Raw genomic sequence first — 17,999 nt, forward strand, 5'->3', positions numbered from 1 at the left:
GCGACGAAGATCATCGCGGCGCGGTGCCCCCTCGGTGTGACCTCCAACACTGTGGAGGGCTAGAGTACGCGAGTTGTCAGCAAGTGATCCATCCCGCGGCCAGCGGGAACGGTTGTTCATCGCTGGTCCGACCGGGGTGGAGTGGCGCGCGCTTGCGACTCCGCATCCAGGCGCCGGGTCGGTGCGTCTCCACCGGCCGGCGCGAGCGTTCGGTACAGGAGGACACAGATGTCCGACACCTTGGCCGCCGATGGCGGCGGGATCTCCCTCACCGGAAACAACGTCACGTACGTCGTCATCGCCGCGGTCATCGCGCTGGTGGCGCTCGCCTTCGCCGGCGCGCTGACGAAGGCCGTACTGGCCGCCGGCAAGGGCACCAACAAAATGCAGGAGATCTCCGGCGCGGTCCAGGAGGGCGCCTCGGCCTACCTGCTCCGGCAGTTCCGGACCCTGGCGATCTTCGTGGTCATCGCCGTGGTGCTGCTCTTCCTGCTGCCGGTGCACGGCACCGACGGCAGCGAAGTGGCGGTGAAGATCGGCCGATCCGTCTTCTTCGTCGTGGGCGCGCTGTTCAGCGCGTTCATCGGCGGCGCCGGCATGTGGCTGGCCACCCGGGCCAACCTGCGGGTCGCCGCCGCCGCCCGGGAGCGCGAAGGCGGCCGGGAGGCCGCGATGAAGATCGCCTTCCGCACCGGTGGCGTGGTCGGCTTCCTCACCGTCGGCCTCGGCCTCTTCGGCGCCGCGCTGGTCGTGCTGTTCTACCGCAGCGACGCGCCGACCGTGCTGGAGGGCTTCGGCTTCGGCGCCGCGCTGCTCGCCATGTTCATGCGGGTCGGCGGCGGCATCTTCACCAAGGCCGCCGACGTCGGCGCCGACCTGGTCGGCAAGGTCGAGCAGGGCATCCCCGAGGACGACCCGCGCAACGCCGCCACCATCGCCGACAACGTGGGCGACAACGTGGGTGACTGCGCCGGCATGGCCGCCGACCTCTTCGAGTCGTACGCGGTCACCCTGGTCGCCGCGCTGATCCTCGGCCGCGCCGCCTTCGGCGAGGAGGGCCTGGTCTTCCCGCTGATCGTCTCCACCATCGGTGTGCTCGTCGCGATCGTCGGCGTCTTCATCACCCGGCTGCGCGCCTCGGACCGCAACGGCCTGACCGCGATCAACCGGGCCTTCTACATCTCGGCGGTGCTCTCCGCGGTGCTGGTGGCGATCGCCACGTACGCGTACCTGCCGGCCACCTTCGCCGAGCTGGAGGGCGGGCTGACCGACGTCAGCGAGAACCCGCGGACGGTCGCCATCGGCGCGGTCGTCATCGGCATCGTGCTGGCGGCGGCGATCCAGGCGCTGACCGGCTACTTCACCGAGACCAACCGGCGCCCGGTGCAGGACATCGGCAAGAGCTCGCAGACGGGCGCCGCCACCGTCATCCTCGCCGGCATCAGCATCGGCCTGGAGTCGGCGGTCTACTCGGCGCTGCTGATCGGCGCCGGCGTGTTCGGCGCGTTCCTGCTCGGCGGCAGCTCCATCACGCTCTCGCTGTTCGCCGTGGCGATGGCCGGCACCGGCCTGCTCACCACGGTCGGCGTGATCGTCGCGATGGACACCTTCGGCCCGATCTCCGACAACGCCCAGGGCGTGGCGGAGATGTCCGGCGACATCGACGAGCACGGCGCCCGGACGCTCACCGAGCTGGACGCGGTCGGCAACACCACCAAGGCGATCACCAAGGGCATCGCGATCGCCACGGCGGTGCTCGCCGCGACGGCGCTGTTCGGCTCGTACACCGACACGCTGCGCACCGCGTACTCGGACGCCGGAGTGGGCGACGTCGGCACCGAGATCCTCAACTCGCTGAACGTGGCGAACCCGCGCAACCTGGTCGGCCTGATCATCGGCGCCGCGGTGGTGTTCCTCTTCTCCGGCCTGGCCATCAACGCGGTCTCCCGCTCGGCGGGCGCGGTCGTGATGGAGGTACGCCGGCAGTTCCGCGAGCTGCCCGGCATCATGGACGGCACCCAGCGCCCCGAGTACGGCAAGGTCGTCGACATCTGCACCCGGGACGCGCAGCGCGAGCTGATGACCCCCGGTCTGCTCGCCATCCTCGCGCCGATCGCGGTGGGCTTCGGCCTCGGGCCCGGCGCGCTGGCGGCGTACCTGGCCGGTGCGATCGGCGCCGGCACGCTGATGGCGGTCTTCCTGTCCAACTCCGGTGGCGCCTGGGACAACGCCAAGAAGCTCGTCGAGGACGGCGCGTACGGCGGCAAGGGCTCCGAGTCGCACGCCGCCACGGTCATCGGCGACACCGTCGGCGACCCGTTCAAGGACACCGCCGGCCCGGCGATCAACCCGCTGATCAAGGTGATGAACCTGGTCTCACTGCTGATCGCGCCGGCCGTGGTGGCCTGGAGCGTGGGCGACGAGCGGAACACCGCCCTGCGGGTGGGGATCGCCGTGGTGGCGACGCTGATCATCGCCGCGGCGGTGGTGTTCAGCAAGCGCAAGGGCGTGGCCATGTCCGACGCCGACTCCGGCACGGGTGCGGGCAGTCCGGACCAGCGGCCGGAGACGGTCAACGCCTGATCCGTCCGACATCGGAGGTCCCCGGTCGGCCCGCGCGGCCGGCTGGGGACCGCCCGTGCCACCCGGCAAACCTGTCCGGTGCCCGGACTCGACAGAGGCCGTACGCTGCAACGCATGCGCACGTGCCGGGCGGCAGCCGCCGGAAAGCTCACGGTGGTCCTGGCCACGCTCGTTCTCGTGCTGGCCGGATGCGGCGGCGGCACCAACTCCCGGGCGTGGGCGGCGTCGGTCTGCACCGCGCTCACCCCGTGGCGGGCCGAGATCAGCAAGCTGACCAGCAGCACCGACCAGCAGATGACCGCCCAGACCACCCCGGCGCAGGCGAAGGAGAACCTGGTGCGGCTCTTCGGCGGCGCGGAGCAGGCCAGCGAGACCGCCCGACGCAAGGTCGAGGAGGCCGGCGTACCGGACGCCGAGCGCGGCGAGGAGGTCTCGGCGGGCTTCCAGGCCTCGCTGGCGAAGGTGCGCGACGCGTACGGCAGGGCCCGCGACACCATCGACGGGCTGGGCACCGGCCAGCCCACCGTCTTCTACGACGGCGTCCGGGCCGCCGTGGAGACCCTGAACAAGGAGTACGACGCCAGCGCGCTCGACACCAGCCAGCTCAACTCCGAGGAGTTGAAACGCGCCTTCGACGAGGTGCCGGAGTGTCGCTGAGCGGGACCGGTGACCCGTCGGGCGGCGAAGCGCTGCCGGTGCTCTTCCCGGCCCCCACGGACCGGGTCGCGCCGGTCGCCCGCCGACCCGTACCGCCCCCGCCGGCCGACGCCGACGAGTCCGCCCGGCAGCTGACCTTCTTCGGCGCGGAGGCGGCGGACCCGTCCATCGCCGATCTCGCCGGGCTGCTGGCCGGCCCGGGCGAGGCGGTCCGGATGGGCGGCACGGCCCGGCTCTCGATCGTGGTCGACGCGGCCTGGCGGGTGCACGTCCTCGTCGCCGAGCTGGCGCTGCGCGGGGTGGCGGCCACCTGGGAGGCGACCACCGACGGGCGGCACGCGGTGCGCACCTCGTACGCCCGCACGCTGAAGCCGCTCGCGGCGGCCTGGCTGCGCGGTACGGGCAAGCGACCGCCCGCCGGCTTCCACCTCAACGGGCGGCGGCTGCGGCTCTGGCTCGCCGCGGCGGGAGCCGCCGAGCCGTCCGGCTTCCTGCTCCGGCTCGGCGCCGCCGACGAGGAGTGCTGGGGGCCGGTCGCCGGGGCCCTCGACGCGGTCGGCCTGTCCGGGGCGCTGCTCGGGCCCGGCGAGGGCGGGCCGGCGTACCGGATCACCGGCCGGCGGCGGCTCGCCCGCCTGGCCGAGCTGGTGGGCGACCCGCCGCCCGCCGCCCCCGCGACCGACTGGCCGGCCCGCTCCTGACCGCCCGTCGGCGCCCGCCTCGTCGCGCCGGTCGGGCCTGTCCGATGAGGGACAACAAGTGCGCAATTTCGCGGAAAACAGCCGGGTGGCGCCTCGACCGAGGGTCCGCCATCGTCACAGTGTCCCGCCCAGCGGCACACGCACGGTGTACGGTGGCGCCGTCCGGCACGCCCCGCCGCCGGCGGAGAAAGAGGCCGCCCCGCCGGGACGGTTTGCCGCCCGCGAAACCCGAAACGCGGACGGCGCGTTACGTTGGACATCCGGGCCGCCGGGGGTCGGCGGGCCGAGAGTGGCCCGAACCGGGCGCCGGTGGCTGCGAGCAGGAGTGAGGTCGGGGAGAGACGTGCCGAGCAACGCTGGAACCACCCGTCTGGTCATCGTCGAGTCACCGGCGAAGGCCAAGACGATCTCGGGCTATCTCGGCCCGGGGTACGTCGTGGAGGCCAGCTTCGGCCACGTCCGGGACCTCCCGCGCAACGCCGCCGACGTGCCGGCCAAGTACAAGGGCGAGTCGTGGGCCCGGCTCGGGGTGGACGTCGACAACGGCTTCCACGCCCTCTACGTGGTCTCCGCCGACCGCAAGCAGCAGATCAGCAAGCTGGTGAAGCTGGCCAAGGAGGTCGACGAGATCTTCCTGGCGACGGATGAGGACCGCGAGGGCGAGGCGATCGCCTGGCACCTGGTGGAGACGCTCAAGCCCAAGGTGCCGGTCAAGCGGATGGTCTTCCACGAGATCACCAAGCCGGCCATCCAGGCCGCGGTGGCCAACCCCCGCGAGATCGACCGGGACCTGGTCGACGCCCAGGAGGCCCGGCGCATCCTCGACCGCCTCTACGGCTACGAGGTCTCGCCCGTGCTGTGGAAGAAGGTCATGCCGAAGCTCTCGGCGGGCCGGGTGCAGTCCGTGGCGACGCGGATCGTGGTGGAGCGCGAGCGGCAGCGGATGGCCTTCCGCACGGCGGAGTACTGGGACATCCTGGCCACCCTGGCCGTGACGGACGCCAGCGAGGGGCCCCGCAACTTCAACGCCACCCTGGTCGCGCTGAACGGCGACCGGATCGCCACCGGCAAGGACTTCGAGCCGACCACCGGCCGGGTGAAGGCCGGCGCGGGCGTGGTCCACCTCGACGCCGGGGGCGCCCGGGGCCTCGCGGCCCGCCTGGAGGGCCGGCCGTTCACCGTCACCCGGGTCGAGGAGAAGCCCTACCGCCGCCGCCCGTACGCGCCGTTCATCACCTCCACCCTCCAGCAGGAGGCGGCCCGCAAGCTGCGGTTCTCGTCGCAGCAGACGATGCGCACCGCGCAGCGCCTCTACGAGAACGGCTACATCACCTACATGCGTACCGACTCGGTGAACCTGTCGGAAACCGCCATCACGGCGGCCCGCCGGCAGATCGTCGAGCTGTACGGCGAGCGCAGCGTGCCGCCGGAGCCGCGCCGCTACACCGGCAAGGTGAAGAACGCGCAGGAGGCGCACGAGGCGATCCGCCCGGCGGGGGACAACTTCCGCACCCCGGGTGACGTGGCCAAGGAGCTCTCCGCCGAGGAGTTCAAGCTCTACGAGCTGATCTGGCGGCGCACCATCGCCTCGCAGATGACCGACGCCGTCGGCTCGAGCGTCTCGGTGCGCATCCGCGCCGTCTCCTCCGCCCAGGAGGAGGCCGACTTCGGTGCCACCGGCAAGACCATCACCGACCCGGGCTTCCTGCGGGCGTACGTCGAGTCCAGCGACGACGAGAACGCCGAGGCCGAGGACGCCGAGCGTCGCCTGCCCAACCTGGTCAAGGGCCAGCCGCTCACCGCCGACGAACTGGCCGCGCAGGGCCACCACACCCAGCCGCCGTCGCGCTACACCGAGGCGTCGCTGGTGAAGGCCCTCGAGGAGCTGGGCATCGGCCGCCCGTCGACGTACGCGTCGATCATGCAGACGATCCAGGACCGCGGCTACGTGACCAAGCGCGGCCAGGCGATGATCCCGACCTTCCTGGCCTTCGCCGTGATCGGCCTGCTGGAGCGGCACTACCCGCGCCTGATCGACTACGACTTCACCGCCAGCATGGAGAACGAGCTGGACGAGATCGCCGGCGGCGACCACGCCGCCGTCGACTTCCTCACCGCGTTCTACTTCGGCGGCGCCAACGGCGCCGGCGACCGGGACATCGCCCGCTCGGGCGGGCTGAAGAAGCTGGTCACCGAGAACATCAACGAGATCGACGCGCGCAGCGTCAACTCCATCCCGCTGTTCACCGACGACGAGGGCCGCGAGGTCGTCGTGCGGGTGGGCCGCTACGGGCCGTACCTCCAGCGGGCGGTGCCGGGCGAGCAGCAGGCGCCGGCCGCCGAGGGTGAGGAGGGCGGTGGCCAGGGCGACCGGGCCCCGATCCCCGAGGGGCTGGCGCCGGACGAGCTGACCCCGGAGAAGGTGCACGAGCTGTTCCTCGGCGGCGGGGGCGAGCGCAAGCTCGGCGACGACCCGGCCACCGGTGAGCCGATCCTGCTCAAGTCGGGCCGCTTCGGCCCGTACGTGGCCAGTGGCGAGCGCAAGTCGTCGCTGCTGCGCTCGCAGTCGCCGGACTCGCTGACCTTCGACGAGGCGCTGAAGCTGCTGAGCCTGCCCCGGCTGATCGGGGTGGCCCCGGACGGCGCTGAGGTCCTGGCGAACAACGGCCGCTACGGCCCGTACGTCAAGCAGGGCGACGAGTTCCGCTCGCTGGACTCCGAAGAGAAGATGTTCACCGTCACGCTGGACGAGGCGCTGGCCCTGCTGTCCGCCCCGAAGGCCCGCCAGCGCCGCGCCGCCGCGCCGCCGCTGCGGGAGATGGGCGTCGACCCGCTGACGGAAAAGCCGCTGGTCATCAAGGACGGCCGGTTCGGCCCGTACGTCACCGACGGCGAGACGAACGCGTCGCTGCGGCGCGGCCAGACCCCGGAGGCACTGAGCATCGAGGAAGCCTCCGAGATGCTCGCCGAGAAGCGGGCGAAGGGGCCGGCGCCGAAGAAGAAGGCCGCCGCGAAGAAGGCGCCCGCGAAGAAGGCCACGGCGGCGAAGAAGACGGCTGCGGCGACCAAGTCGACGGCGGCGAAGAAGACCACGACGGCCAAGGCCACCACCGCCAGGAAGACCCCGGCAAAGAAGGCGGCCCCGAGAAAGGCCACCACCCCCAGCCCCGACTGACCCGATCCCGGACTGACCCAGGCCGGCTGGGCTGGAGATCTTGGTACGAGCGTGCCCCTTGGAGGGCGTGTTCGTACCAAGATCCGACGTAGCAGGGTGAACAACACGCCCAGTAGCCCGGTGAACAATGCAGCCGGGGCGCCCGGCGGCCGGTTGATGGCGCCGTCAGTCGACGGTGCTGGTCAGTACGAGTCCATCCAGCCCGCGGCTCGCAGGGCTGCTCGGAGCTGGGCGACGACGGTGCGCGAGTCGTTGCGGACCGCCCAGGCGGGGAAGCGGAGCACCCGGTCACCGTCGATCCACAGGTCGTTCTGCCGGCGCATGTCCGTCCAGGCGGTGGCGGGGTCGAGGTGCTGCCCGCCGTCGATCTCCACGTGCACCCGCCACTGCTCGAACCATGCGTCGAGGTAACGCTGGCGGCCCGCAGAGTCGTATCGGACAGCCTGCCGGGACGGGTCGGGCAACCCGGCTCGTCGGACCAGGTCGAGGAAGTCCAACTCGGCCAGGGAATGCGCGCCTCCGGCGGCGTCCGCGGCGGTCTGCCGGATCAGGTTCCGGCGCCGGATCCGGGGCATGGCGTCCAGGACCAGGTGCAGGTCGTCGCCGCCGACGAGGCGTTGCTGGAAACCGGCGGCGATGATCGCCCGAGCCTGCTCGTCGGTCGCCGCCCACTGCGCCGCGTCGACCAGCGACCGGGCGGGCATGGTGCGGGGCGGCTGCCCGACGTGCAGCACGTCCTCCTCGCCGAGCAGGGTGGTCCGGTGCAGGCGTACGCCGGGTGGCAGGGCGCGGCTCTGGTGCGCGGCCGGCAGGAGCACGTCCACGATCCGGCTGTCGTGACAGCGTAGGCCCCAGGCCTGGGCCGCTGTGAGTCCGCCGAGCATCGCGGCCGGCCCGGCGGCGAGCACGGCGATCCATCGATGCTGGGCGGGACCGACCGGACCGTTGTGCGCGACGAAGACGGCACGGTGCACCTGGCGCCAACGACGGGTGGCGACCCGGTGCCGGATCGCCTTCGACGACAGATGGCGCCGGGCCTGGTCGAGGCTGATCACGTCTTCCTGATGGAACAGCAACCAGGTCAGCTCGTCGGCGTCGTCACGCGGCAACGCCCGCCGTAGCCCTGCCAGTGAACTCGGAGACCTCGCCACACCCGCACTCTGCCCACCCGGTGCCGCCCGTGTCCGCCCCTGTGGACGGCGGACAGATCTTGGTACCAGCGCGCCCCTCGGAGGGCGTGTTCGTACCAAGATCGCGGCGCTCGCTCTCGCGAGCGGCGAGCGAGCGGCGCCGCGCGCCAGGGCGGGGGCGGTGTGTCAGCCGAGGGTTCGGGTCAGGTGGGGGTTGGTGAAGAGGTGGTGTGGGTCCAGGCGGGCGCGTAGCGCCTGGAAGTCCGCCCAGCGGGGGTAGGCCGTCGCGAGCGACTCCGCGTCGCGCCAGTGCAGCTTGCCCCAGTGGGGCCGGCCGCCGAGGCTCGCGGCGACCTGCTCGAAGGCCCGGAAGTACGGCTCGTACGGCATGCCGACGTACTGGTGGACGGCCACGTACGCCGACTCGCGCCCGAAGCCGTGGGAGAGCCAGATGTCGTCGGCGGCGGTGAACCGCACCTCGACCGGGAAGAGCACCTTGAACGGCAGCCCGTCGACGATGCGCCGCAGCGCGTCGAGCGCCTCGGGCAGGGCGTCGCGCGGCAGGGCGTACTCCATCTCCATGAAGCGGACCCGGCGCGGGGTGCAGAAGACCTGGTCGGAGCGGCCGGTGTAGCGGCGTTCGGTGAGTGCGCGGGCGGAGACGGCGCTGATGCCGGGGGCGAGCGCCGGCACGGCGCGGCCGAGCCGGCAGGCCCCGGCGAAGACGGTGTTGGAGAGGAACTCGTCGTCCAGCCAGCCGCGCCACCGGGGCAGTGGCCGGTCGTCTTCGGGCACCCGGTCGTTGGCCTTGACCTGCACTCGGGCGGTGTACGGGAACCAGTAGAACTCGACGTGGTCGTGCCTGTCGATCAGCGCGGGCAGTTCGTCGAGCACGGCCGCCAGCGGCGCCGGCCGCTCGTGGGCGCGCAGCACGAAGGCGTCCACGCAGCGCAGGGTCACCTCGACGAGCACCCCGAGCGCGCCCAGCGACACCCGGGCGGCGGCGAAGACGTCGGGGTGCTCGTCGGCGGAGCAGCGCAGCACCTCGCCGGTGCCGGTGACGAGGGTGAGCGCCTCGACGAACGTCGACAGGCAGCCGTAGGCGGCGCCGGTGCCGTGGGTGCCGGTGGAGATCGCGCCGGCGATCGTCTGTGCGTCGATGTCGCCCAGGTTGGGTAGGGCCAGGCCGTGTGCGGTGAGCAGTTCGTTGAGTGCGCGCAGGGTGATCCCGGCCGGTACGGTGACCAGTCGGCGGTCGGCGTCGACGCGTACCTCGGTGTCCAGGTGGGTCAGTTCCATGCGTCGTCCGTCGGTGATCGCGACGCCGGTGAAGGAGTGGCCGCTGCCCACCGCCCGGATCCGGTCCCCGGCCGCTGCGGCGGCGCGGACGGCCTCGGTGACGTCGGCGAGGGAGGCGGGGCGCAGGATGGTGGTGGCGGTGGCGCGTTGGTTGCCGGCCCAGTTGGACCAGGCTGCCAGGGTGGGCGGTGTGGTACCGGCCATGCGCACTCCTCCACATGAATGTGAACTGACTTCATATCAGCAACGTTGTCGCAGGTAAATACCGCAATCGAGGTTTGCTCGTTGTACCGGTAGTCACGAACCCGTGACGTGCAGATATGTTCATCCGTCGAAGGGGGGTGGCGAGTGTCCACACCAGCCGCCACAGCCGGGCCGCTGCGCCGCGTACCGGTGCAGGGTCGAAGTGTCGCACGGGTCCAGCGGATGCTGGACGCCTGTGCAGAACTCGTCGACGAGGTGGGGTACGAGGGTCTGACCACGACCCTGCTCGCCGAGCGTGCCGAGGTGGCGATCGGGTCGGTCTACCAGTTCTTCCCGGACAAGCGGGCGATCGTGCAGGCGCTGACCCTGCGCACGATGGAGTCCTACCTCCAGCGGCTCGACGAGCGGTTCGCCTCCGACGACCTGACCCACTGGTGGGACGGGGTCGACGCGGGCATCGACGAGTACATCACGATGCACCGCACCGTTCCGGGATTCCGTACCCTGCACTTCGGCGACGTGGTCGACCTGCACCTGCTCGACGAGCAGCGGGACAACAACGGCGTGATCGCGGACCAGTTGGCCCGCGTACTGGCCGAGCGCTTCGGGCTCGACGTCCCCGACCTCCGGTTCCACCTGGAGATCGCCGTGGAGGCGGCCGACGCGCTGATCAAGTTGGCGTTCCGCCGGCTGCCCGAGGGCGACGACCGGGTCCTGGCCGAGGCGAAGGCGCTGATCAGGGAGTACCTGCACCGCCAGGTCGACGCCCCGGCCGACGCCAACCAGTCCGGCTGACCCGGCCGACGGCCGACCAGCCGGGCCGCGGTCGACCAGCCTGGCCGGCGGGCGACGGCGATCAACCCGGCCGACGGCTGACCAACCCGACGGAGGGTCTCGCCGACGCGGGCGCAAGCTGGCGGTGCCGCGCTGGTCGGCCGGATCAGAGGAAGGCGTGGCCCTCGCCCCGGTAGGTGGGCACGGTGGCCACGACCGCGTCCCCCTCGATCAGGTGCAGCTCGTTGACGCGCTCGCACAGCTCGCCGGCCTTGGCGTGCCGGAACCAGACCCGGTCACCGACCCGCAGCGCGCCGGCCGCCGTGCCGGCCAGCGGGGTCTGCACCTCGCCGGCCCCCTCGGTGCCGATCAGCTTGAGGCCCTCCGGCAGCCACGGCCGGGGCAGCCGGCTGTCCTCGGCCGGGCCGGAGGCGATCCAGCCGCCGCCGAGCACGGTGGCCAGGCCGGGCCCCGGGCGGCGGACCACCGCGCAGGCGAAGGCCGCCGCCGGGGTGGGGCACCAGGCGCGGTACGCGTCGAACAGCGTCGGTCCGTACAGGCCCGATCCCGCGGTGACCTCGGTGACCGCGGGATCGGCGCTGGTCGCGGCCACGCTGCCGGTGCCGCCGCCGTTGACGAACTCCAGGTCGGCGTGTTCGCGTACGGCGGCCACCGCCGCGCCCCGGCGGGCCAGCAACTCGCGGTACGACCCGCGCTGGGCCAGCCGGATCGCGGAGCCGAGCACCGCCCGCCCGGGCGGCGCGTCGCCGAGGCCGGCGATCTGCGCCTCGTACGCCATCAGCCCGACCAGCCGGAAGCCGGCGCGGTCGGCGACGGTGGCGGCGAGCGTGCCGGCGGCCCGGGCACTGTGCACCGGCGAGCGGCGCACCCCGACGTGCACCCGCCCGCCCAGCGGTCGCCAGGAGGCGTCCAGGTCGAGGCAGACCCGCAGCTCAGGGCGGCGCCCGGGCGGGCACACGGCGTCGACGAGGTCGAGCTGGTCGGTGCCGTCGATCATCAGCGTGACGGCCGCGGCGAGCGCCGGGTCGGCGGCGAGCACGGCGAGTGCCCCCCGGTCGGCCGTGGGGTACGCCACCAGCGCGTCGTCGGTCACGCCGGCGCGGACCAGCCAGAGCGCCTCGGGCAGGGTGAAGGCCATCACGCCCCGCCAGCCGGGACGCCCCAGCGCCCGGCCGATCAGGTCCCGGGCGCGGACCGACTTGCTGGCGATCCGGACCGGCTTGCCGTCGGCCCGTTCTGCCAGCGCGGCGGCGTTGTCGTCGAAGGCCGCGAGGTCCACGACGGCGTACGGCGGGTCGAGGTGCGCGGTCGCCCGGTCGAGGCGGTCACGAAGTTTGTCGCTTTCGATGGCCACGTGTGCACGCTAACTGTCTGGGAGCCAATGCGAAATACCCTCGCGTCTGTCCGGGCTGCGGGCGGTGGCTGCGGCGGCCTAGGCTCGACGAACAGGAGAATGTCGCGGCGGGGTGGGTCCCCGCCGGGTCTAGAGTGTTCCACCGGGACTGCCCAGCGATGGGCCGGCACGTGGAGGTACGGCCATCGAAAGCCAGTTCAACGGCGAGTCGCCCGGCGTGTCGTCGTCCTCGTCCAAGCCCAGCGGCGCCACCGAGAAGCCCGGCCCGGACCACTCCGGTTACGCCGCCATCCGCTCGGTGCTGCGGATCACCCCGTTCCGCCGGCTCTGGATCGTGCTCGGCGCGGCCTCCTTCGGCGACTGGTTCGGCCTGCTCGCCACCAGCGTCTTCGCCGCCTCCCAGGTCGAGGGCAGCACCGCCCAGGGCGCCGCGTTCGGTGGCGTGATCGCCATCCGGCTGCTGCCGGCGCTGGTGCTCGGCCCGGTCGCCGGCGTGTTCGCCGACCGGTTCGACCGGCGCTGGACCATGGTCATCTGCGACGTGCTGCGCTTCCTGCTCTTCGCCTCGATCCCGCTGGTCGCGTTGCTCGGGGCGAGCGGGCCGGTCGTGGTCGGCTGGGCGGCGATCGCCACCTTCCTGATCGAGTCGATCACGCTGCTGTGGATCCCGGCCAAGGAGGCCGCGGTCCCCAACCTGATCCCGCGCGCCCGGCTGGAGGCCGCCAACCAGCTCACGCTGATCACCACGTACGGCCTCACCCCCATCCTCGCCGCGCTGATCCTCGCCGCGCTCGACGGCATCGTGCGGGGGGCCACCGGGGGCTCGACGCCGGACTGGGCCGCGCCGGCCGACCTGGCGCTCTGGTTCAACGCGTTCTCCCGGCTGGCCACCGCGCTGGTGGTGGCGTACGGCATCAAGGAGATCAGCCAGGGGCAGTCCGCCGAGACGGACCGCACCGAGCAGAGCATGATGCGCCAGTTCAAGGAGGGCTGGCGCTACATCGGCCAGACCCCGCTGGTCCGCGGCCTGGTGCTCGGCATCTTCGGCGCGTTCGCCGGCGGCGGCATCGTGATCGGCACCGCCAAGTTCTTCGCCACCTCGCTCGGCGCCGGTGACGCCGCCTTCTACCTGCTCTTCGGCGCCATCTTCGTCGGCCTCGCGCTCGGCATCGGGCTCGGCCCGATGATCGTCAAGGAGATGTCCCGGCGGCGCTGGTTCGGCATGAGCATCGTGCTGGCCAGCGCATCGGTGATGGCCCTGGCGTTCGCCATCCACCTCTCCATGGCGATGGTCGGCGCGGTCCTGGTCGGCGCGGGCGCCGGCATGGCCTTCCTCTCCGGCACCACCCTGCTCGGCGGCGAGATCGCCGACGAGGTGCGCGGCCGGGTCTTCGCGGTGGTGCAGATCGGCACCCGGCTGGTGCTGATCCTCGCGATCGGCCTCAGCAGCCTGCTCGCCGGCGTCGGCGGCTCGCGCCGGCTGGAACTGGCCGACCTGGGCGTGTCGATCTCGTCCACCCGACTGCTGCTGCTCGCCGCCGGCGCCGCCGGCATCTTCGCCGGGATCAGCGCGTTCGGGCAGATGGACGACAAGAAGGGCGTTCCCGTCCTGGCCGACCTCTGGGGCTCGATCCGGGGACGCCCGCTGATGCCGGCCGAGCCGTTCGTCTCCGCCGGCCTCTTCGTGGTCTTCGAGGGCGGCGAGGGCGCCGGCAAGTCCACGCAGCTCGCCGCGCTCGCCGAGCGGCTGCGTGGGCAGGGGCGCGACGTGGTGGTGACCCGCGAGCCGGGGGCCACCGCCGTCGGCGAGCGGATCCGGTCGCTGCTGCTCGGCGCGCCCGGCTCCGACGTGCCGTCGCCGCGCGCCGAGGCGCTGCTCTACGCCGCCGACCGGGCGCACCACGTGGCCACCGTCGTCCGGCCGGCGCTCGTCCGGGGCGCGGTCGTGATCAGCGACCGGTACGTCGACTCGTCCCTGGCGTACCAGGGGGCGGGGCGGACGCTCCCCGTCGACGAGGTCTCCTGGCTCTCGTCGTGGGCCACCGGCGGGCTCAAGCCCGACCTGGTGGTGCTGCTGGACGTCGAACCGCACACCGGCCTGGCCCGGGTGGCGGCGCGTGCCGAGGCGGCCGACCACCTGGAGGCCGAGTCCGTCGCCTTCCACGAGCGGGTCCGCTATGCCTTCCTCGACCTCGCCGCCGCCGACCCGAAGCGCTACCTGGTGCTCGACGCGTCCCGCCCGGTCGAGGAGATCACCGGGCAGGTGGCCCGGCGGGTCGAGGAGATGTTCGGCAGCCCCGGCGGCATCGTGCACCCGCGCCCCGCGCAGGGACCGGACACCTCGGTGCAGCCGGAGTTATCCGAATCGGAGCTGGTACCGATGGAGCGCCGGACCTGATGCCCGACGTCTTCGCCGACCTGGTCGGGCAGGACGAGGCGGTCGACACGCTGCGCCGGGCCGCCGCCGCGGCGTCCGCCGTGCTGCGCGCCGCCGCCCCGCCCACGACCGACGCCGCCGGGGACGAGTTCGACGCGCTCGCCGACGAGGCCGACGGCGGCCAGCCGGCGCCCGCCGTCGACGCGGGGGCGGGGATGACGCACGCCTGGATCTTCACCGGGCCGCCCGGGTCGGGCCGGTCGGTGGCGGCGCGGGCCTTCGCCGCCGCCCTCCAGTGCGCGTACGGCACCGGCTGCGGCGGGTGCCCCGGCTGCCACACCACGATGACCGGCACCCACGCCGACGTCCGGATGGTGGTGCCGGAGGGGCTCTCCATCGGCGTCAACGAGATGCGGGCGCTGGTGCTGCGCGCCGCCAGCACCCCGTCCGGCGGGCGCTGGCAGGTGGTGGTCATCGAGGACGCGGACCGGCTCACCGAGGCGGCCGGCAACGCGCTGCTCAAGGCCATCGAGGAGCCGCCGCCGCGGACGGTCTTCCTGCTCTGCGCCCCGTCGACCCACCCGGACGACATCTCGGTGACCATCCGGTCGCGCTGCCGGGTCGTACCGCTGGTGCAGCCCGCGCCGGAGGCGGTGGCCGAGGTGCTGGCCCGCCGGGACGGCGTCGCGCCCGACGTGGCGCGCTGGGCCGCGGCGGCGGCGCAGGGGCACGTGGGACGGGCCCGCCGGCTGGCCCGCGACCCGGAGGCGCGCACGCGCCGGGAGGCGGTGCTCGCGGTACCGCGCCGGCTGACCGGCGTGGGTGCCGCCTTCGACGCGGCGTCGGCGCTGATCGAGGCGGCCGAGGCGGAGGCCGAGGCATCCGTTGCGGAGACCGCCGCGGCCGAGCGGGCGGCGCTGGAGACCGCGCTCGGCGCCGGTGGCACCGGGCGGGGCGCGGCCGGCGCCATCCGGGGCGCCGCCGGGCAACTGAAGGACCTGGAGAAGCGGCAGAAGTCCCGGGCCACCCGGGCCCAGCGGGACGCGCTGGACCGGGCGCTGGTCGACCTGGCCGGCTTCTACCGCGACGCGCTCACCATGGCGCTGCGCGCCCCCGTCGCGCCGGTGCACACCGACACCGCCGCGCTGGCCGGGGCGGGCGCGCAGAAATGGGACGCCGAGGGGGCGCTGCGCCGCCTGGAAGCGGTGCTGGAGTGCCGGGCGGCGATCGAGGCGAACGTCAAGCCCCGGATCGCCGTCGAGGCGATGATGCTCTCGCTCTGGAAGGGCTGAGCCCGCCGACCGGACCGCCCGAGCCGGGGCTTCAGCGGCCGACCCGCCCCCGGAGTCCCGGCGGCCGGACCGGTTGTCCACAGGCATCGACAGGCGCAATTGCTGTGCGGTACGGTCCGGTGTGCCGCCGTGACGGTGGCGGCACGCACAGTGATTTTCCTGTTCCGGGAGGGGTCCGCCGATGCCGCGGGGGGAGATCGACGAGGCCTGGATCGAGGAGGCGGTGCGGCGCTACCGCCGGATCGAGTCCCTCCAGACCGAGTTCGACCAGGCGGTGTCGACCGTCGAGGTCACCGTGCGGTCGCCCGACGGGCTGGTCGAGGTGGTGGTCACCGCCGGCGGGCGGATCACCGACGTGCGCTTCCTGGGCCCGCTGCACACCCGCAACCCCCGCGACGTCGCCGGCTCGGTGCAGGCGGCGGTCACCGCGGCGGCCGACGCCGCCCAGTGGGCCCGGGAGAAGCTGCACAACGAGACCTTCGCCGCCTACCGGCCGCTGGCGGGAGCCTGAGATGGAGAGCCTGCGCGCCCTCGCCGCCCGGCTCGACGAGGCGAGCGAGACCATGACCGCCGTGTCCCGCACGGTCACCGCCGGCGACCCGGCGCAGGCCGCGTTCGGCGTCGACGCCCCCGGCCGGCCCGGGGAGATCGGGCGGGCCCTGCACCGGCAGTGGACCGCCGCCACCGGCGACCGGGCCCGGGAGGCGCACGTCGCCGCCCAGCGGCTGGCCGCCGCCGCAGCGGCGGTGCGGGCCGCCGCCGACCACTACGCGGACGTCGACCGCGCCGCTCGCCACCGGCTGACCGGGGAGGCGTGATGGACGCGCTGGACCGGCTCGCCGAGCCCGGCCTCGACCTGCTCCGCCGGGTCGACACGCTGCTCGCCGCGGGGGCCCCCGAGGGGCATCGCGTGTGGCCGCTGCTGCGCCGGATGCAGGTGCTCCCCGGCGAGGCCGTCCGCAACTTCCTCGACCTGCATCCGGCACCGCTGGCCGCCGCCGGCCACACCGCGCGCCGCCTGATGCGGGGCTACGACGACGCCTGCGCCGCGCTGACCGACCCGGTGCTCTGGTCCGGCCCGGCCGCGTCGTCCTACGGGCAGGCCCGGGCGGCCCTGCTGCGCCACCTCGACGAGGGGCCGGAGAGCCTGGTCGGCCGGCTGGAGTCGACGGCCGGCTACGCCGACGCGCTCGCCGACTGGGTGGAGGGCAGCCGGCTCGCACTGGCCCGGGCGCTCGCCGACGTCCTCCGGTGTGCCGAGGCGGTGACCGTGGTCGCCGCGACGTCGACGCCGGGCGGCGCACCGGGGCACCGGGCAGCCGCGGGTCCGGGCGCGACCGAGGCCGCCGAGATCGCCGCGCGGGTGCTGGCGGTGCTCTGCGTCGCGTACGACGGGGCCGAGACCCTGCTGCGCCAGTGGGCGCCGAGCCTCGCCGAGTCCCGCTGGCGGGCGCCCGTGGTCGACCGCCCCCGCTACGACACCCCCACCCGCGTCGGCTGGTGACGGACCCCGGGTGCACGCGCGGTAGCCGGATGGCGACTGCCGGCCCGGCCGCCCCGGCCCGCGCGTCGTAGGGTGTGAGGCATGGGCATGCTCTGCGCGGTCAGCTTCCAGCGGTACGGGCGCCTCTACTATCTGGACCCGGGCGAGCTGCGTCCCCAGGTCGGCGACAAGGTGCTGGTGCCCACCGACGACGGGCCCGAGGTGGCCGAGTGCGTCTGGGCGGCGCAGTGGGTCACCGAGGAGACCGAGGGCTTCCCCCGGCTGGCCGGCCTGGCCGGCGAGGAGGACCTGCGTCGCGACGAGACGGTGCGCCGCCGCAAGGCCGAGGCCAAGGTCGCGGCGAAGCGGCTGATCCGGGAGCACGCTCTGCCGATGAAGGTGGTGGCGATCGACCACGTGCTGGGCGCCGCCGAGGGTGGTGGCGAGCGGAGCACCATCTACTTCACGGCCCCGCACCGGGTGGACTTCCGCGCGCTGGTCCGGGACCTCGGCGCCACCCTGCACTGCCGGGTCGAGCTGCGGCAGCTCTCCGCCCGGGACTCGGCGCGGGTGCAGGGCGGCATCGGCTCCTGCGGCCGGGACCTCTGCTGCGCCACCTTCCTCAACGACTTCGAGCCGGTCACCATCCGGATGGCGAAGGACCAGGACCTGCCGCTCAACCCGCTGCGCATCTCCGGCGCGTGCGGCCGGCTCATGTGCTGCCTCAAGTACGAGCACCCGCTCTACCAACGGTTCCAGGAGTCGGCCCCGGCGATCGGCACGCGCGTGTCGACGCCGGAGGGCGACGGCCGGGTCGTCGGCCACAGCGTTCCCCGGGACTCCGTCACGGTACGTCTCGACGCTGACGGCTCCCGCTGTTCCTGCTCCCGCGCCTCGGTCTGCGGCCCCCGCCAGGCCCACGACCAGCACTACACCTCCTAGCCCACCC

At 73.6% G+C, this 17,999-nt stretch carries 14 protein-coding genes; 11 read left to right on the top strand and 3 right to left on the bottom strand.

Annotation, left to right across the window (positions count from 1 at the left end):
- The first annotated feature begins 228 nt into the window (after positions 1-228).
- From F6X68_RS06770 to topA, 4 genes are all read left to right on the top strand, one after another.
- The gene (locus F6X68_RS06770; protein ID WP_151453428.1) at positions 229-2,583 is read left to right on the top strand and encodes a sodium-translocating pyrophosphatase; all 2,355 of its coding nucleotides are present in this window, start codon (positions 229-231) and stop codon (positions 2,581-2,583) included.
- A 114-nt stretch (positions 2,584-2,697) separates the two neighbouring features.
- Positions 2,698-3,240 carry a hypothetical protein gene (locus F6X68_RS06775; RefSeq protein ID WP_151453429.1) on the top strand — a complete coding sequence of 181 codons (543 nt, stop codon included), beginning with the start codon at positions 2,698-2,700 and terminating at the stop codon, positions 3,238-3,240.
- A complete protein-coding gene (locus F6X68_RS06780) occupies positions 3,231-3,941 on the top strand; it encodes a hypothetical protein (protein WP_370518914.1) in 711 nt (236 codons plus the stop codon). The genes F6X68_RS06775 and F6X68_RS06780 overlap by 10 nt, the downstream gene beginning before the upstream one ends.
- A 343-nt stretch (positions 3,942-4,284) precedes the next feature.
- Positions 4,285-7,116: a type I DNA topoisomerase gene (gene topA / locus F6X68_RS06785; protein WP_151453430.1), complete on the top strand. Its 2,832-nt coding sequence runs from the start codon at positions 4,285-4,287 to the stop codon at positions 7,114-7,116.
- 182 nt (positions 7,117-7,298) lie between these two features.
- Here the strand turns inward: topA and F6X68_RS06790 are convergent, their stop codons facing one another.
- Positions 7,299-8,225 carry a DUF559 domain-containing protein gene (locus F6X68_RS06790; protein WP_151453431.1) on the bottom strand — a complete coding sequence of 309 codons (927 nt, stop codon included), beginning with the start codon at positions 8,223-8,225 and terminating at the stop codon, positions 7,299-7,301.
- Between the two features lie 207 nt (positions 8,226-8,432).
- Positions 8,433-9,749, bottom strand: coding sequence for a D-arabinono-1,4-lactone oxidase (locus tag F6X68_RS06795; protein WP_151453432.1), 1,317 nt, complete (start codon positions 9,747-9,749; stop codon positions 8,433-8,435).
- Positions 9,750-9,971: 222 nt separating this feature from the next.
- Between F6X68_RS06795 and F6X68_RS06800 the strand changes: the two genes are divergently transcribed.
- The gene (locus F6X68_RS06800) at positions 9,972-10,544 is read left to right on the top strand and encodes a TetR/AcrR family transcriptional regulator (RefSeq protein WP_151453433.1); all 573 of its coding nucleotides are present in this window, start codon (positions 9,972-9,974) and stop codon (positions 10,542-10,544) included.
- Between the two features lie 145 nt (positions 10,545-10,689).
- Here the strand turns inward: F6X68_RS06800 and F6X68_RS06805 are convergent, their stop codons facing one another.
- Positions 10,690-11,898 carry an amino acid deaminase/aldolase gene (locus F6X68_RS06805; RefSeq protein WP_151453434.1) on the bottom strand — a complete coding sequence of 403 codons (1,209 nt, stop codon included), beginning with the start codon at positions 11,896-11,898 and terminating at the stop codon, positions 10,690-10,692.
- 334 nt (positions 11,899-12,232) lie between these two features.
- Here F6X68_RS06805 and tmk point away from each other — a divergent pair, with 334 nt between their 5' ends.
- From tmk to F6X68_RS06835, 6 genes are all read left to right on the top strand, one after another.
- Positions 12,233-14,296: a dTMP kinase gene (tmk, locus tag F6X68_RS06810; protein ID WP_370518917.1), complete on the top strand. Its 2,064-nt coding sequence runs from the start codon at positions 12,233-12,235 to the stop codon at positions 14,294-14,296.
- Entirely contained in the window at positions 14,296-15,567 is a 1,272-nt protein-coding gene (locus tag F6X68_RS06815; protein ID WP_151453435.1) for a DNA polymerase III subunit delta', read from the top strand. Before tmk ends, F6X68_RS06815 begins: the two co-directional genes overlap by 1 nt.
- 181 nt (positions 15,568-15,748) lie before the next feature.
- Complete coding sequence (locus F6X68_RS06820; protein ID WP_121397041.1) at positions 15,749-16,078, top strand: YbaB/EbfC family nucleoid-associated protein; 330 nt, start codon at positions 15,749-15,751, stop codon at positions 16,076-16,078.
- A 1-nt stretch (position 16,079) separates the two neighbouring features.
- Positions 16,080-16,385, top strand: a complete 306-nt coding sequence (locus F6X68_RS06825) for a hypothetical protein (protein WP_132232038.1) — start codon at positions 16,080-16,082, stop codon at positions 16,383-16,385.
- Positions 16,385-17,071, top strand: a complete 687-nt coding sequence (locus tag F6X68_RS06830) for a hypothetical protein (RefSeq protein ID WP_151453436.1) — start codon at positions 16,385-16,387, stop codon at positions 17,069-17,071. The genes F6X68_RS06825 and F6X68_RS06830 overlap by 1 nt, the downstream gene beginning before the upstream one ends.
- A gap of 81 nt (positions 17,072-17,152) precedes the next feature.
- Positions 17,153-17,992 (top strand): regulatory iron-sulfur-containing complex subunit RicT, encoded by an 840-nt coding sequence (locus tag F6X68_RS06835; protein WP_151453437.1) that lies wholly within the window; start codon positions 17,153-17,155, stop codon positions 17,990-17,992.
- Positions 17,993-17,999: the final 7 nt, after the last annotated feature.

This window comes from Micromonospora sp. AMSO12t, from assembly GCF_008806585.1.
In the GTDB taxonomy this organism is placed as follows: Bacteria; Actinomycetota; Actinomycetes; order Mycobacteriales; family Micromonosporaceae; genus Micromonospora; species Micromonospora reichwaldensis.

Bases quoted from the DNA above. Each gene is read 5' to 3' on its own strand.
- F6X68_RS06770 (WP_151453428.1), top strand. From the start codon at position 229: ATGTCCGACACCTTGGCCGCCGATGGCGGCGGGATCTCCCTCACCGGA.
- F6X68_RS06775 (WP_151453429.1), top strand. From the start codon at position 2,698: ATGCGCACGTGCCGGGCGGCAGCCGCCGGAAAGCTCACGGTGGTCCTG.
- F6X68_RS06795 (WP_151453432.1), bottom strand. From the start codon at position 9,749: ATGGCCGGTACCACACCGCCCACCCTGGCAGCCTGGTCCAACTGGGCC.
- F6X68_RS06800 (WP_151453433.1), top strand. From the start codon at position 9,972: ATGCTGGACGCCTGTGCAGAACTCGTCGACGAGGTGGGGTACGAGGGT.
- F6X68_RS06815 (WP_151453435.1), top strand. From the start codon at position 14,296: ATGCCCGACGTCTTCGCCGACCTGGTCGGGCAGGACGAGGCGGTCGAC.
- F6X68_RS06820 (WP_121397041.1), top strand. From the start codon at position 15,749: ATGCCGCGGGGGGAGATCGACGAGGCCTGGATCGAGGAGGCGGTGCGG.
- F6X68_RS06825 (WP_132232038.1), top strand. From the start codon at position 16,080: ATGGAGAGCCTGCGCGCCCTCGCCGCCCGGCTCGACGAGGCGAGCGAG.
- F6X68_RS06830 (WP_151453436.1), top strand. From the start codon at position 16,385: ATGGACGCGCTGGACCGGCTCGCCGAGCCCGGCCTCGACCTGCTCCGC.
- F6X68_RS06835 (WP_151453437.1), top strand. From the start codon at position 17,153: ATGGGCATGCTCTGCGCGGTCAGCTTCCAGCGGTACGGGCGCCTCTAC.